This is a genomic window from Candidatus Planktophila dulcis (assembly GCF_002288225.1).
Lineage (GTDB): Bacteria > Actinomycetota > Actinomycetes > Nanopelagicales > Nanopelagicaceae > Planktophila > Planktophila dulcis.
Window position 1 is genome coordinate 878,367 of record NZ_CP016777.1, and the last position, 15,077, is coordinate 893,443.

General features: G+C 48.3%; 17 protein-coding genes. 1 reads left to right on the forward strand and 16 read right to left on the reverse strand.

The genetic code is table 11. The annotated features are described in order from the left end of the window. Nucleotides 1-4: 4 nt before the first annotated feature. From A1sIIA65_RS04475 to A1sIIA65_RS04545, 15 genes are all read right to left on the reverse strand, one after another. Nucleotides 5-1,144: a M50 family metallopeptidase gene (locus tag A1sIIA65_RS04475; RefSeq protein WP_095676375.1), complete on the reverse strand. Its 1,140-nt coding sequence runs from the start codon at nucleotides 1,142-1,144 to the stop codon at nucleotides 5-7. After that, entirely contained in the window at nucleotides 1,144-2,289 is a 1,146-nt protein-coding gene (gene dxr / locus A1sIIA65_RS04480; protein ID WP_095676376.1) for a 1-deoxy-D-xylulose-5-phosphate reductoisomerase, read from the reverse strand. The genes A1sIIA65_RS04475 and dxr overlap by 1 nt, the downstream gene beginning before the upstream one ends. Continuing rightward, entirely contained in the window at nucleotides 2,286-3,080 is a 795-nt protein-coding gene (locus A1sIIA65_RS04485) for an ABC transporter permease (protein ID WP_095676377.1), read from the reverse strand. Before A1sIIA65_RS04485 ends, dxr begins: the two co-directional genes overlap by 4 nt. Next, nucleotides 3,077-3,883 (reverse strand): ABC transporter permease, encoded by an 807-nt coding sequence (locus tag A1sIIA65_RS04490; RefSeq protein WP_095676378.1) that lies wholly within the window; start codon nucleotides 3,881-3,883, stop codon nucleotides 3,077-3,079. The genes A1sIIA65_RS04485 and A1sIIA65_RS04490 overlap by 4 nt, the downstream gene beginning before the upstream one ends. Before the next feature lie 38 nt (nucleotides 3,884-3,921). Next, nucleotides 3,922-5,073 (reverse strand): ABC transporter ATP-binding protein, encoded by a 1,152-nt coding sequence (locus A1sIIA65_RS04495; RefSeq protein ID WP_095676379.1) that lies wholly within the window; start codon nucleotides 5,071-5,073, stop codon nucleotides 3,922-3,924. Next, entirely contained in the window at nucleotides 5,074-6,243 is a 1,170-nt protein-coding gene (locus A1sIIA65_RS04500; RefSeq protein ID WP_095676380.1) for an ABC transporter substrate-binding protein, read from the reverse strand. It lies immediately after the preceding gene. A gap of 118 nt (nucleotides 6,244-6,361) precedes the next feature. Then, on the reverse strand, nucleotides 6,362-7,789 hold the full coding sequence (locus tag A1sIIA65_RS04505) for a gamma-aminobutyraldehyde dehydrogenase (protein WP_095676381.1): 1,428 nt from the start codon (nucleotides 7,787-7,789) through the stop codon (nucleotides 6,362-6,364). A gap of 3 nt (nucleotides 7,790-7,792) precedes the next feature. Continuing rightward, nucleotides 7,793-8,272 carry a DinB family protein gene (locus tag A1sIIA65_RS04510; RefSeq protein ID WP_223298022.1) on the reverse strand — a complete coding sequence of 160 codons (480 nt, stop codon included), beginning with the start codon at nucleotides 8,270-8,272 and terminating at the stop codon, nucleotides 7,793-7,795. Nucleotides 8,273-8,286: 14 nt separating this feature from the next. Further along, complete coding sequence (rlmN, locus tag A1sIIA65_RS04515) at nucleotides 8,287-9,414, reverse strand: dual-specificity RNA methyltransferase RlmN (RefSeq protein WP_095676383.1); 1,128 nt, start codon at nucleotides 9,412-9,414, stop codon at nucleotides 8,287-8,289. Further along, a complete protein-coding gene (locus A1sIIA65_RS04520; protein ID WP_095676384.1) occupies nucleotides 9,411-10,271 on the reverse strand; it encodes a phosphatidate cytidylyltransferase in 861 nt (286 codons plus the stop codon). The genes rlmN and A1sIIA65_RS04520 overlap by 4 nt, the downstream gene beginning before the upstream one ends. Before the next feature lie 25 nt (nucleotides 10,272-10,296). Further along, nucleotides 10,297-10,860 carry a ribosome recycling factor gene (gene frr / locus A1sIIA65_RS04525; protein WP_095676385.1) on the reverse strand — a complete coding sequence of 188 codons (564 nt, stop codon included), beginning with the start codon at nucleotides 10,858-10,860 and terminating at the stop codon, nucleotides 10,297-10,299. A 44-nt stretch (nucleotides 10,861-10,904) separates the two neighbouring features. After that, nucleotides 10,905-11,627, reverse strand: a complete 723-nt coding sequence (pyrH, locus tag A1sIIA65_RS04530) for a UMP kinase (RefSeq protein WP_095676386.1) — start codon at nucleotides 11,625-11,627, stop codon at nucleotides 10,905-10,907. A 67-nt stretch (nucleotides 11,628-11,694) separates the two neighbouring features. Beyond that, nucleotides 11,695-12,522 (reverse strand): translation elongation factor Ts, encoded by an 828-nt coding sequence (gene tsf, locus A1sIIA65_RS04535; protein WP_095676387.1) that lies wholly within the window; start codon nucleotides 12,520-12,522, stop codon nucleotides 11,695-11,697. Between the two features lie 5 nt (nucleotides 12,523-12,527). After that, nucleotides 12,528-13,325 carry a 30S ribosomal protein S2 gene (rpsB, locus tag A1sIIA65_RS04540; RefSeq protein WP_095676388.1) on the reverse strand — a complete coding sequence of 266 codons (798 nt, stop codon included), beginning with the start codon at nucleotides 13,323-13,325 and terminating at the stop codon, nucleotides 12,528-12,530. A 247-nt stretch (nucleotides 13,326-13,572) separates the two neighbouring features. Continuing rightward, a complete protein-coding gene (locus tag A1sIIA65_RS04545; RefSeq protein WP_095676389.1) occupies nucleotides 13,573-14,484 on the reverse strand; it encodes a tyrosine recombinase XerC in 912 nt (303 codons plus the stop codon). A gap of 81 nt (nucleotides 14,485-14,565) precedes the next feature. On the opposite strand from A1sIIA65_RS04545, the gene A1sIIA65_RS04550 reads away from it, so the two are divergent. Further along, a complete protein-coding gene (locus A1sIIA65_RS04550; protein WP_095676390.1) occupies nucleotides 14,566-14,811 on the forward strand; it encodes a hypothetical protein in 246 nt (81 codons plus the stop codon). A gap of 7 nt (nucleotides 14,812-14,818) precedes the next feature. Here the strand turns inward: A1sIIA65_RS04550 and A1sIIA65_RS04555 are convergent, their stop codons facing one another. Beyond that, the gene (locus A1sIIA65_RS04555) at nucleotides 14,819-15,073 is read right to left on the reverse strand and encodes a helix-turn-helix domain-containing protein (RefSeq protein WP_095676391.1); all 255 of its coding nucleotides are present in this window, start codon (nucleotides 15,071-15,073) and stop codon (nucleotides 14,819-14,821) included. Nucleotides 15,074-15,077: the final 4 nt, after the last annotated feature.

Here is a 15,077-nt window from a genome sequence, read left to right on the forward strand (position 1 = left end):
ATCTCTAGAGATTGAGCGAGACGGGGTTGAGAATGTCTGCGATAAGCAGGATTGCCGTCAGTACTACAAGCACCGCAAAGACTGTCATCGTAATTGGTGTTAGCACATTCACATCGATTCCAGCAGGTCGAGGCCTTCCACGAAGACGAGCAAAGAAGGCACGAATCTCATCTGCGATAGCAACTGCCATATGTCCACCATCGAGTGGAAGAAGTGGAAGCAAATTAAAGAGGCCAACAAAGATATTTAGACTTGCAATGAGAAGCAGGAATGTTCCAAGGCGTTCGGTGTTATTGAGCTTATTGCTGCTGACCGCATCTCCTGAAACACGTGCGGCGCCAACGATGCCAACTAGTCCATTGGGATCGCGCTTCTCATCTCCAAAGGTCTGGCGAATGAGTTGAGGAATTTTTGTGGGAAGGGAAATCAGCGCCTTAACGGATTCGCGAGTAAGAACTGCAGTGGCCCGACCTGACTCTTTCACTGATGTAAGAAGTCCCTCGCGCTTAATCCCGATCTTGGTGACAACACCCAGCATGTAACGCTTTTCAGAGGTCAGATATGTAGGAGCTGCAGTAATCGAAATCTCTTGCCCATCGCGCAGGACGGTAAATGTCAGTTCATTTCCTTCTGAGGCAGCAATCGCCTGCGAATCCTGATACCAATCAGTGACTTCTTCTCCATCAATTGCAATGATCTTATCTCCTGGCTGGAATCCAGCGGCAGCTGCTGCAGAATTTGGCGCAACCTTTGTCACATCAGAGAGAAGTGCATTAACGCCAACTCCAAAGAAGATAGAGAAGATAAGCAGGAAGCCGATTACGAAGTGGGCTGTAGAGCCTGCACCGAGAACGATTAACTTGCGCGTTGTTGTTGCGCCATAGAAAGCGCGAGATTCTTCACCTAAAGGCATCTCATCTCGTGGCGTCATTCCCTCAATACGGCAGTATCCGCCTGCAGGAATGGCTTTAATTCCGAACTCTGTTTCACCTCTAGTAAATGACCAGATGCGCTTACCGAAGCCAAGGAAGAATTCAGTAACCTTCATATCAAAGCGTTTTGCTGTGATGTAGTGGCCGAATTCGTGCACCATGACAGATAAGAGCAGGGCTACTACAAATGCCAAAATTCCAAGAAGTTGCATTATCCGACCTTCTTCAATAGTTCGTGAGCTGTCCGACGAGCATCATCTTCGATGGCACTGACATCAGCTAGATCTCGAAGAACACCGCTGACGCTACCGCGCAACTTTTCCACAACTGCTGAAACCGTCTTAACAATCTCTGTGAACTTTATATCTCCATCAACAAAAGCTTGAACGGCAACTTCATTGGCAGCATTGAGTACTGCCGGTAACCCTGCCCCAATGGCGCCCACTTCACGAGCAAGTGCGATTGCTGGAAAACGCTTTGCATCAATCGGATCAAAGTTCCAGGTGTGGGATTGAGTCCAATCAATTGACTTCGTTGCACCAGGAACACGATGCGGATAGGAAAGTGCCAGCGAGATTGGCCCCTTCATATTGGGAGGCGATCCCTGTGCAATTGTTGAACCATCCACAAATTCGACCATGGAGTGCACGACAGATTGTGGATGAATGACAGCCTCAATCTGAGAGTAGGCAACTCCAAAGAGGTAATGAGCTTCAATAATTTCAAGGCCCTTATTCATCAGCGTTGCAGAGTTAATAGAAACAACGGGACCCATAACCCAGGTTGGGTGAGCCAGTGCTTCTTGCACGGTGACGCCTGATAAATCCGCACGGTCCCTAAATGGACCACCGCTTGCAGTAAGAATTAACTTAGAAATATCTGATTTCTTCTCACCCATCAACGCCTGCCAGATTGCAGAGTGCTCAGAGTCAACAGGAAGAAGTTGGTTCTCCTTGGCGCGAGCAAGAACCAAATCTCCACCTGCAACAAGGGATTCCTTATTGGCAAGTGCCACACGATTATCGGCATCGAGGGCTGCAAGAGTTGGTCCAAGACCAATCGAGCCCGTAATACCGTTGAGAACAACATCGCACGAGATAGCGGCAACTTCACTAGATGCATTTGGGCCATCGACTACTTCCACTCCTGGAAGTGCCCCGCGGATAACATCGCCGTTCTTAGCAACACCAACTACCTTGACCTTAAATTTCTTAGCCTGAGCAATCAGAAGATCAGTGTTAGAACCTGCTGCGGTAAGTGCCACCACAGTAAAAAGTGTTGGGTTAGCTTCTACGATTTCAAGAGCTTGAACACCAATGGAGCCGGTGGAACCCAGAATGATGATTTCGCGCGTCATGAAACTTTGCGCTTGCGACCCACAAATTGTCCGATGATGACAATAGCAAGTGCGAGGAAGAACATCGCAGAACCAATGACATTTGCTTGCGCCGGAATACCGCGGGCTGCAGATGTATAGACAAACTTAGGAAAAGTCGTCATGGTGCCTGAGTTGAAGTTGGTAATGATGAAATCATCGAAGGACAAGCTAAAGGCCAGAAGTGCAGCAGCTGCGATACCAGGAGCCACCAATGGCAAGGTCACTCGGCGGAAAGTCTCGCGCTCATTGGCATAGAGATCCATGGCAGCTTGCTCTAGTCGAGGATCAAGGCTTGCAATACGCGCCTTCACTGTAACCACAACGAATGAAACACAGAAAAGAACATGTGCAATCACAGTAGGCCAGAAACCTGGATTGATCTTAAAGACAAGAAAGAGTGAGAGAAGAGATGCACCGAGAACGATTTCAGGTGTTGCCATCGGTAGGAAGATCAGCAGGTTAGTAGTTGAGCGTCCCTTAAATTTATGTCGACCGAGTGCAAATGCAATCATCGTGCCAAGAATTGTTGAGAATACGGTTGCAAGAAAGCCAATCTTGATCGAGTTACCGAGTGCGCTACAAATCTCTGGTGCTCCACAAGGGTTCTTCCAATTATCGAAGGTAAATCCCTTCCACACCAAGTTGCTCTTGCCTGAATCGTTAAAGGAGAAGGCAAATGTGTATGCAACAGGGATAAAGAGGTAGGTGAAGGCAACGACTGCATAGATACGGATGAGGTTGCGCCCAAACCAGCGAGATAACTTCTTCATACAAGCTCCTCAGTTCCGGCCTTGCGGACATAGACCGTCACAAGTATCAAGATGGCAGCCATCAAGGTAAATGAGAGCGCTGCAGCTGTTGGGTAATCAACGATCTTGAAGTAGCGAGACTCAATAACATTTCCCAGCATCTTCGTCTGCGGACTACCAAGAATTGCAGCGTTGACATAGTCACCAGCTGCTGGAATAAAGGTAAGTAGCGTTCCTGCAACAACACCTGGCATGGATAGTGGCAGAGTCACTTTGCGAAAAGTTGTAAACCCATTTGCATAGAGATCCCCAGATGCCTCAAGTGTGCGAGGGTCGATGCGATCGATGGATGCATAGAGCGGCAAAGTCATAAATGGAAGGAAGTTATAGGTCATACCCGCAACGACTGCAAAGGCGCTGGATGTGAGGGTTGTGCTCTCGGAGATGATTCCAAAGGTTCGAAGCGTTGGAACGACAAAGCCCTCTTCACCAAGAATCTGCTTCCATGCAATGGTACGGAGCAAGAAGGATGTAAAGAACGGGGCGACTACCAAGACGAGCATGAAGTTCTTGTACTTGCCACCCTTAAATGCAATTGCGTAAGCCAGTGGATAGGCAATCGCTAAAGCTACAACTGTTGCAATCGTTGCATAGAGAAAGGAGCGACCAAACTGTTCTCTATTTTCCACAAATGCATCGATGTAATTCTGAAAACGGAAAGTCTGTTCGTATTGGCCTGTATCTCCCCCACCGACTGGTGTCTGTGTAGAAGTTTGCGCAAGGTTAAAGAGGGGAAGGAGAAAGAAGGTAAAGAGGAACCCCATCCCCGGTATGAGCAGGAGATAAGGAGTACTTATTTTCTTCACTCGTCGTCCAGATCCTCATCAGGGTTCACTTCTGTCCCAGCCTCAGCATCTTCATCACCGCGAAGACCAAATGTGAAGATTGGCTCCCATGAGATATTGACTGGCTCTCCCACGCTAAATGGTGCAACGCCATCATCATTTTGCTCAAAGACCATCAGCTCTTGTCCCCATGGCATCAACACTTGGTACTGAGTTGAAACACCAATGTATGAAACATCTTCAACTTTGCCACCTGTAAGAATATTTCCATGGGTTTGAGTCTCAAGGCGAGAGATACGAAACTTCTCAGGGCGAATACCTGCATAGATTGAGTTATCCACGCCATGTGAGCGATCTTTCTGCAGCGAAATCTTCTGTCCGAAGAGATCGACAATCTGATTGGCTCCATCATTGCCAGAGACAGTTCCCTTAATCAGGTTTGACTGACCAAGGAAGTTAGCAACAAATGCAGTCTCTGGATTGTCATACAAATCTGCAGGAGAGCCCATCTGTTCGATCTTGCCCTCATTCATCACAGCGATGGTGTCAGCCATTGTCATGGCCTCTTCCTGATCGTGAGTAACGTGAACGAATGTGATTCCCACTTCTTTCTGGATCCACTTCAACTCAATCTGCATCTGACGACGCAGTTTGAGATCGAGCGCTCCGAGTGGTTCATCAAGGAGGAGAAGTGCGGGGCGGTTCACGATGGCGCGAGCAAGTGCGATGCGCTGCTGTTGTCCGCCGGATAACTGCGTTGGCTTACGTTGTGCCAAATGTGGAAGTTCAACAAGATCTAGTGCTTTATTGACCGCATCATCCACATCTTTGATTCCGCGACGGCGAAGACCGAATGCGATATTTTCAAAGATTGTTAGATGTGGAAAGAGGGCGTAGTTTTGAAAGACAGTATTGATAGGACGCTGATAAGGCTTAGTATCCGTAATATCTGTTTCACCCAATGCAATGGTGCCCTGGGTTGGTTCTTCAAGACCTGCAATCATTCGAAGAGTTGTTGTCTTGCCACACCCAGAAGGTCCAAGTAAAGCGAAGAATGAACCTTTGGGTATGACAAGTGACAAATCATCTACAGCAGTGAAATCACCATATGACTTGGTGAGATTCGAAAGCTTGAGATCTCCTCGTGCACCTCTTGCAGTATCTGACACTTAGTTGCCGGCGGCCTTCTGGAAAGCCTCGGTCCATGTTGTCTCTTCAGTTGGTGTGAGAGAACGGAAAACGCTCAAGTTCGCCATTGTCTTCGCACTTGGGAAGATGAATTCACTCTTTGCTAGATCTGGATCAATCTTCTCCATCTCAGCTTGTGCACCCTTAACAGGACATACGTAGTTCACATATGCAGCAACTTCAGCTGCAACAGATGGCTCGTAGTAGTAGTTAATGAGCTTTTCAGTATTTGCCTTAGCTTCGGCAGTCACAGTTGATGGAATCATCATGTTATCGCCTGAGATTGTTCCGCCTGATTCTGGGATAGCGAAGTCAAACTTGCCTTCATTTTCAGATTTGAGAATAAACATATCGCCCGACCAACCGATAACAGCTGTGGCATCTCCTGATGTGAGATCTTCAGCGTATTCGTTGCCCTTAACTCCACGAATCCAGCCATCTGCAATCTTCTTAGCAAGGAAGTCGACAGCGTTCATGAATTGATCTTCTGTCACAGTTGCAAGGCTGACGCCCTGTGAGCGAAGAATAATTCCGACGGTGTCGCGCATTTCAGAGAGAACAACGATCTTTCCCTTATTTCCTGGTGAGAAGAGATCATCGAGTGTGCGAATACCCTTTGGGTTCTTGGCTGTATTCCAACCGAAACCACCCATGATGCCCTGCCATGTCAATGAACTTTCACGCTTTGGATCAAATGATGGGCTTGCAAGTGTGTCGAGAATATTTGAGGCGTTAGGAATATTTGCTGCATCAAACTTCTGTGTGTATCCAAGACGGATCCAACGAGCTGACATCCAGTCTGTTGGGCAGACAAGGTCATAGCCAATATCTTTTCCAAGCTTGAGCTGTGCTTGTACTTTTCCGAAGAACTCATCGTTATCGTTGTAATCTTCAAAGTACTTAACATCAATGCCAGTCTCTTTAGTAAATGCTTCAAGAGTTGGGTACTTCTTACCTGAGTCATCAACATCAAGGTAGAGAGGCCAGTTGCCCCAGCGGACAGCGTTCGATGAATCTGAACCTCCGCCAAATCCACAGGATGCGAGCGCACCTGCTCCAGCTACTGCACCTGCACCTGCAAGTACTGTGCGACGTGAAACTTTTGATTGAAGAATTGAACGTGCTTCTTGTGAGAGTGGTTGCTTAGCCATGTGGCGGGCTCCTTTTTATGCCGGTGTAAGGGACGGTGTTGCAGGGCTCATTATGTAACCATTTTGAGGGTGAGCCAAACCTAAATCGAGGAAATCTTCCTGTGATTTAGGGCTGGGGTTAGGCGTTGAGGTTGGTCATCACATGCTTGATGCGGGTGTAATCCTCAAAGCCGTAGTTGGAGAGATCCTTGCCGTAGCCGCTTCGCTTAAAGCCTCCATGTGGCATTTCAGCAACGATAGGGATGTGGGTATTAATCCAGACGCAGCCGAAGTCAAAGGCCTTGGACATGCGCATCGCACGGGCATGGTCCTTGGTCCAGACAGATGAGGCCAGGCCGTAGTCGACGCCATTAGACATCGCAACTGCTTGCTCTTCATCTTTAAACTTCTGGATGGTGATGACTGGTCCGAAGATTTCAGATTGAATCAACTCATCGCTCTGGGTCAGATCTGCAATCACTGTAGGGGCAACAAAGTAGCCGGGAAGGTTGGTTGGTTGGCCACCAGCGACAATGCGAGCATGTGATGGTGTGCGAGAGATAAATCCTGAGACACGTTCAAATTGGGATGCATTATTGACCGGCCCCACAATCACATCTTCATCAGGCATACCCATGCCGATGTGGTTAGTTGCCTGATCTGCAAGTAACTTCACCATCTCCTCATAGACACCTTCTTGCACAAGGACGCGAGTAGCTGCTGTGCAATCTTGACCTGAGTTGAAGAATCCTGCGATAGCAATTCCTTCAGCTGCTGCCTGAAGATCTGCATCGTTAAAGACAACAACCGGTGCCTTGCCACCTAGTTCTAGGTGAACGCGCTTGAGTGATTTCGATGCAGCAGATGCCACTTCCATACCTGCGCGCACAGAACCTGTTACTGAAACCATCGCAGGTGTTGCGTGGTCAACCAGTGCAGCACCTGTTGCACGCTCTCCAGCAATAACGTTGATAACGCCATCAGGAAGAAATTCACCCATGATCTGTGCCATAAAGAGAGTTGTAACAGGTGTTGTATCCGAAGGCTTAAGAACCACAGTATTTCCTGCAGCAATGGCAGGTGCCCACTTCCAGACAGCCATCATCATTGGGTAGTTCCATGGTGTTACCTGTGCGCAGACACCGATTGGTTCGCGGCGAATAAATGAAGTCATGCCGTGCATATATTCACCAGCAGAGCGGCCTTCAAGATTTCGAGCAGCACCTGCAAAGAAGCGAATCTGATCCACCATGGGTGGCATTTCCTCCGATGCAGTCAGGCTCTTTGGCTTTCCACAATTTTCTGACTCTAAGTTAACGAATTCATCTGCTCGAGCCTCAATGGCATCTGCAATCTTGAGTAGTGCGCGCTGGCGCTCTGAAGGAGTGGAATCGCGCCATCCAGGAAAGGCCTCACTTGCTGCCTTCATCGCCTTATCAATATCTGCAGCGTTCGACTTGGGAGCGGTGGCAAAGGCAACACCTGTTGAAGGGTTGATCAGTGTTGTGGTCTCACCTGATGCTCCATCAACTGATTTTCCATTGATGAAATTCTGTAACTTCTTCACCTTTTATGCCTGACCCTTCGTTGCGCGAACCATCTGATCACCATGATCGTATGGGTGTTTTGTATAAGTCTCGAGCCAGCGAGCAACAGAGTACTTACCCGCTTCTGTGTGTTCACCAAATTTTTCCAGATCACTCTCTTCTAAGCGCTTGACCACATCAAGGGAGGCAGCACGAACCGCTGCATAGACAGCGATGGAATTTGCAACATCGCCATCTGCATATGCAAGCTTTGCCTCATTTGCCCAAGCAGCTTCGTCATAACCTTGAATAATCGAACCTTCAGGTTCAGCAATAAGTCGACGAAGGCGCGCATAGGACTGAGCTTCAGAATCTGCCATGTGGTGAATACATTGACGAGCAGACCATTCATTCTCGGCGTGAACATCCATGAGTTCTGGTGTTACTGCGCGAGCGAGATTGAGAAAATACTGTGATGCTGCTTCATATGCTGCAGCTGCTTCCTTTAAATCCACGGATGTCATGGAAGTGATACTAGTTAAATCTTTTCCTTTTCACTAGCGGCAAGTTGGCCGCAGGCCCCATCAATTTCACGGCCTCGCGTATCGCGCACAGTCACCGGAACTCCATAGCCTTCAAGGATTCTTACAAACTCTGCTTCATCTTCGCGGCGAGATGCCGTCCACTTCGACCCAGGTGTTGGGTTCAGTGGAATCAAGTTCACATGCGCATTGCGGTTTTTGAGCAATCGACCCAATAAATCTGAGCGCCATGATTGATCATTGATATCACGAATCAGTGCATATTCAATGGAGTATCGACGACCCGTCTTCTTCTCATAGGCATCAGCTGCTGCCAATACCTCACGGACATTAAAGCGATTATTGATTGGAACAAGGCTGTCGCGCAGTTCATCATCTGGCGTGTGAAGGGAAACTGCCAGGGTGCAGTTAATGCCTTCATCCATCAGCTTTTCAATTCCAGGAACGAGTCCCACAGTTGAGACAACGACTGAGCGAGCTGAGATTCCAAGGCCATCCGGGTTGGGATCTGTGATGTTACGAAGTGTGCGAACGACTGCGTTGTAGTTAGCAAGCGGTTCGCCCATTCCCATAAAGACAATGTTGGAAAGTCGAGTCGGTCCCCCAGGCATTTCACCATTGGCGCATGCACGAGCTGCAGCAACGATCTGATCGGTGATTTCACCTGCTGAGAGATTACGAGTGAGCCCTGCTTGCCCTGTTGCACAGAATGGACAGTTCATGCCACATCCAGCTTGAGATGAAATACAAACAGTTGTGCGATCTGTGTAACGCATGAGGACAGATTCAACGAGAACTCCATCATGGAGCTTCCATAAATCCTTACGAGTCATTCCGCCATCTGTGGTGCGCGTAGTAACGAGTTCAATAAGTTTTGGAGTCAGAGCCTGCGCAATAGATTGACGCTCTGCAGCGGGAATATCTGTCCACTCATCTGGCTCATTGGACAGATGAGTGAAGTAATGCGTTGCTACCTGTGCGGCGCGAAATGGTTGGAAACCAAGTTCCTTCGCAAATGCTTTACGCTCTGCCGGAGCAAAATCAGCTAAATGCTTCGGTGCTTTCTTGCGCTGTACTGGTTCATCAAAGACTAATTTAAGTTCTGTCGGACGTTCAGTTGTCATAGAAGACCTGAGTCCTGTGCGCGACGCACCACTTCAAGTGCGAGCCACAGTGCAGGGGCGGCAAAGAGAACAGAATCTAGGCGATCCATAATTCCGCCATGTCCTGGCAGTAAATTGCCCATATCCTTAATAGCCATATCGCGCTTGAGCGCTGACTCGATGAGATCACCTGAGGTTGCTGTAAATACTGTGATGACTCCGGCAAGTGCTCCAAGCCACCAATGTGAGTCCATGATGAAATGAAATGCCAGTGATCCACCAATGACTGTAAAGATCAGTGAACCGATAAGACCTTCAATGGTCTTCTTTGGGCTGATCTTCGGAGCAAGTGGGTGCTTACCTAAGAGAACACCTGTGAGATATCCAAAGGTGTCATTGCAACCAACCAAAACAACAAGAGTCATCACGCGCTCAAGTCCGTTATAGGGGCGAGCTAAGAGAATAAGAAAGCCTGCTAAAAATGGAAGATAGACGAGTGCTAGAGCAGAAGCTGAAGCAGTACTGACAAATCCTTCAATTCCTCGTGGAAGAAGTAGGACGAGCAGACAAGGAAATGCAATTGCTGTTGCAACGGCAAGTCCTGATACTCCACCAAACCAGGCTGCTGCAGAGAGTGCAATGGCAGATGTTGTCAGTGACCACAACGGGATTTCAATCTTTGTTGTAGTCAGCGCATGGTGTAGTTCACGTATTCCAAGAACAACAGCGAGAGTGACGAGGCCTGCAAAGATAACTCTGTAACTTACGAGTGAGAACCAGACGAGTGCGACAAGAAATAAACTGACACCGATTGAGGGCAGCAGCTTGCGACCTGCGCGCTTATTAATCGCCTCGTTAATCGAATGTAAGTCAGACACAATGGGTGGAACTTCAATGAAGTCTTTAGACTTCGAGAAGTTCAGCCTCCTTGTGCTTTAAGAGCTCATCAATCTTTGCCACATGATCTGATGTGATTTTCTCTAACTCTTTCTCACCACGGCTCAAATCATCTTTACCAATATCGCCATCTTTTTCTAACTTCTCCATCAACTCTTTCGCTGTGCGGCGAATATTGCGCATAGAAATCTTTGAATCTTCAGCCTTGGTCTTTGCCACCTTGATGTAATCCTTGCGGCGCTCCTCCGTCAGCTGTGGGAAGTTCACACGGATGATGGCGCCATCTGTTGCAGGATTAACGCCCAGATCTGATTCACGGATCGCCTTTTCAATAGATGACATCGCACCCTTATCAAAGGGAGAGACGACTGCCATGCGTGATTCAGGAATCTGAATAGAGGCAAGCTGTGAGAGAGCAGTCCATGTGCCGTAGTAATCGACCATGATCTTGTTAAACATCGCAGGGTGAGCTCGTCCTGTGCGGATCGCACCGAAATCATCTTTTGCTACTTCGACAGCCTTATTCATTTTATCGGTTGCATCTGCGAGTGCGCTTGTTACATCTGCCATGGTCTGTGCCCCTTAATCCTTAAATTACCTAGCGTTACTCTCGTTTAAGAAACGAGAGTTCCAATCTTTTCACCGCGAACGGCGCGGCCGATATTTCCATTGGTCATAAGATCAAAGACCACGATAGGTAGGTGGTTCTCGCGGCAGAGGCTAAATGCTGCAGCATCTGCAACTGCCAGTGACTTCTGAAGAACTTCATCGTAAGAAATAGTGTCGAACTTAGTCGCGCTCTTATCTTTGCGAGGATCTGCGTTATAGACGCCATCGACTCCGGACTTTGCAAGCAGAAGTGCACCTGCACCAATTTCCAGTGCGCGTTGCGCTGCAACGGTATCTGTTGTGAAAAATGGCATTCCAGCGCCCGCACCAAAGATCACAACGCGACCCTTTTCAAGGTGGCGGATGGCACGGCGTGGAACATAAGGCTCAGCAACCTGACCCATAGTGATTGCTGTCTGGACGCGAGTATCAACGCCCTCTTTTTCTAGAAAATCTTGGAGCGCTAAACAGTTCATTACTGTTCCAAGCATTCCCATGTAGTCAGCGCGTGAGCGCTCCATCCCGCGCTCAGAGAGTTCTGCGCCACGGAAGAAGTTACCTCCGCCGACAACGATTGCGATTTGAACGCCGCTTCGAACGACATCTGCAATCTGCTTTGCCACATCTGCTAAAACATCGGGATCAACACCGATGCCCTTCTTGCCACCAAAAACTTCTCCAGAAAGCTTAAGGAGCACTCGACCATAGTTACCTCTGGTACCTGGCATGAGTGCTCCCTTCGCTTCTTAGAGAAATTCTAACTTTTCTTGAGTCTATTACCCTCGATAGAAAAGCTTATTGACCCACGCGGAAGCGGTGGAATGCCTTCACGGCTGTTCCTGCTTCATCGAGAATCTGCTTGACGGTCTTCTTCGCATCCTTAGCGAAAGCCTGCTCGATTAGTGAAACTTCCTTCACAAAACCGGTGACGCGACCTTCGATGATCTTAGAAAGTGATGCTTCTGGCTTTCCTTCTGAGCGAGCTGTCTCTTCTGCAAGACGACGCTCTGTCTCAATCAGGTCTGCTGGAACATCTTCACGATTAACGTAGCGAGGAGCGAATGCTGCGATGTGCTGTGCAACATCCTTACCAACTTCAGCTGCTTCCTTTGCAAGAGAGACCAAGACGCCAACTTGTGGTGGCAAATCTGGGCTTGTCTTGTGAAGGTAGAGACCAACTGGTCCTTCGATCACTGCAACATTGCGGATTTCAATCTTTTCACCAAGTGTTGCATTACCTTCATCAATCACAGACTGAACGGTCTTGCCGTTAGCCATTGTTGATGAGAGAAATGCTGCAACATCTGCTGACTTTGATGAGAGAAGGTGTTCAACAAGCTCATCGCCAAGTGCGATAAAACGCTCGCCCTTTGCAACGAAGTCTGTCTCGCAATTGAGTTCAAGCATGACACCAAGGTCACTTGAAACCTTTGCAACAACTAAACCATTTGAAGTAAGGCGACCTTCGCGCTTTGTAACGCCCTTTTGTCCCTTAACTCGAATGATTTCAACAGCCTTGTCGTAATCACCATCTGCTTCATCAAGTGCCTTCTTGCAATCGAGCATTCCTGCTGCGGTCGCTTCGCGAAGGCGCTTTACATCTTCTGCTGAATAGTTAGCCAATTTACTTATGCCTCCACTGCTGCTTCAGTTGCAGCTGGTTCTGCATTTGCAAGAATTTCCTTCTCAAGCGCTTCAGCTGCTGCAGCTTCTGCTGTTGCAACTGGTGCTGGAGCTGCTGCAGAGCGTGCCTTAAGGCCTTCTGCAATTGCATCGGTGATGACGCGTGTAAGAAGCTCGATTGAGCGAATTGCATCGTCGTTACCAGGAATCTTGAAATCAACTTCATCTGGATCGCAGTTTGTGTCAAGGATTGCAATCACAGGAATACCAAGCTTCTTAGCTTCGGCAACTGCAAGGTGCTCCTTCTTAGTGTCAACAACCCAAATTGCTGAAGGCAACTTAGTCATGTGACGAATACCGTCGAGGTTCTTAAAGAGCTTTTCGCGCTCACGGCGAAGGACAAGAAGTTCCTTCTTTGTAAGCAAAAGGTCATTTGCTGTCTCAAGAGCTTCAAGCTCCTTGAGGCGCTGAATACGCTTATAGACAGTTGGGAAGTTTGTAAGCATTCCACCTAACCAGCGCTCTGTAACTGTTGGCATGCCAACGCGAGCTGCTTGATCGATGATTGGCTTGTGAGCCTGCTTCTTTGTTCCTACGAATAGGACGTGGCCACCCTTAGCTACTGTCTCCTTAACGAATGCATATGCAGAGTCGATAAGTGCAAGTGATTGCTGGATGTCGATGATGTAGATGCCATTGCGTTCTGTGAAAATAAAACGCTTCATCTTTGGATTCCAACGACGAGTCTGGTGTCCGAAGTGGACTCCGCTGTCGAGGAGTTCGCGCATTGTTACTACTGCCATGACGGCACGCTCCTTCTTAGGTTTATTGTGCGCAGCACTAAAAAACCTGCTCGGTTTATGTCTTAGCAATTTACTAAGACCGTCGCACCTACAACGCCGACCGCTAATTTCTATGCGGACCGAAGTGGCTTGTATTCCCTGCAAAGCAGTTCATACATAGATGCTGAGATGTCATCAATCTCGCGATTGATGCAGGGCAAATCTTACCTGCCGCTGGGGGGTGCAAAATCCACCCGTATTCCCAGAATTACGCCCTTGGGTGAGCCTGTTTAAAAGCTTTCTGAAGTCTCTCCGTCGACACATGGGTATAGATCTGGGTTGTGGCAAGGGATGCATGGCCCAGAATTTCTTGGACGGTTCGAAGGTCTGCGCCGCCTTCAAGAAGATGTGTTGCAGCTGAATGTCGCAGAGCATGTGGTCCCATTCGCTCAACTCCCTCTAACGCAGAGAGTGCTTCATAGACAACGGTGCGCACTGTGCGCTGATTAATGCGACCACCACGTGAACCTAAGAAAACTGCGCGAGCAGACTTATCTGTTGCAACAGATGGACGAGCATTCTTAAGCCAATCATTGAGAGCTTTGATTGCAGGGCCTCCCAAAGGAATTGTGCGCTCCTTATTTCCCTTACCCAATACCCGAATTGTGTTGCGGTTGTAATCAACATCATCAAGGTCTAGGCCACAGAGTTCTGAGACGCGGGCACCGGATGCATAGAGCACTTCAACGATTGCGCAATCACGCTTTGACAGTGGTGTCTCCTCCTCAGCAACACGAGTAGCAAGTGAATCCATTGCAGTGGATGCATCTACAACAGATAAGACTTCAGGCAGGGTTCTATGTCCTTTCGGTGTTGCAAGGGTTGCCCCTACATCCTTATTTAGATATCCCTTTTTCGTTGCCCACTTGGTAAAGAGGCGAATAGATACCGCCCTACGTGAGAGCGTTGTGCGCGCTCCCCCTTTAACCTGCTGATTAGCTAGCCAAGAACGTATATGTGCAATGGTGATCGATGCGACATCATCAACTTTCTGCTTTTCTAGATGCTGAAGGAAACTTTCAAGATCTCCAAGGTATGCCCTGATGGTGTGCTCAGAGAGGTTGCGTTCCTTCTCGAGGTAGCGGGTGTACTCCACCTGCACGCTCTCGAAGGATGACATGTATAAAGAATATATCCACACCCGCCTGATTCCCCGTGTGAGCTTGATGCGTATACGCATCAAAGGCGATACGGTGAAGGCATGCGCATTCGAGTCTCGGATTCCATCGCGATTCCCTCACTGAGCCGAGAACTCGATGGCTCAGTGATTCTCTCCATCAATACAGAACTCTCCTTTGAAGACATCGAAGGTTTTGTTGGTGATCAGTTCGAACCAGGTGAGCGCGATATCGCCTTTGCACTCTGGGCAGATGATGAGAGTAAGAGAGTCTTTACGCCCATCCCAGGAACTACAGATTTCTATATCGATCTGCGCCCACAGGATTAGTAGCTACTTACTTTTTATCGAGAGCACCCAGCGCTATCAATAGCGTCTCGGGTGAAACTTCTAATACTTCACACAGTGGTGCAATGGCGCCAGTAGTTGGACGTCGCTCTTGTCTGAAATAACGCGAAATAGTTCCGCGATCAATTCCCACCAATTCAGCTAGCTCTTCATAGGTTGAAATGTCGAGCTTAAGCATTCTCTGAGCAAGCCACTCTGAAGATTCGGCTGGGGTATTTCGTCTACCCGCGGAATTCGCGCGCATAGAA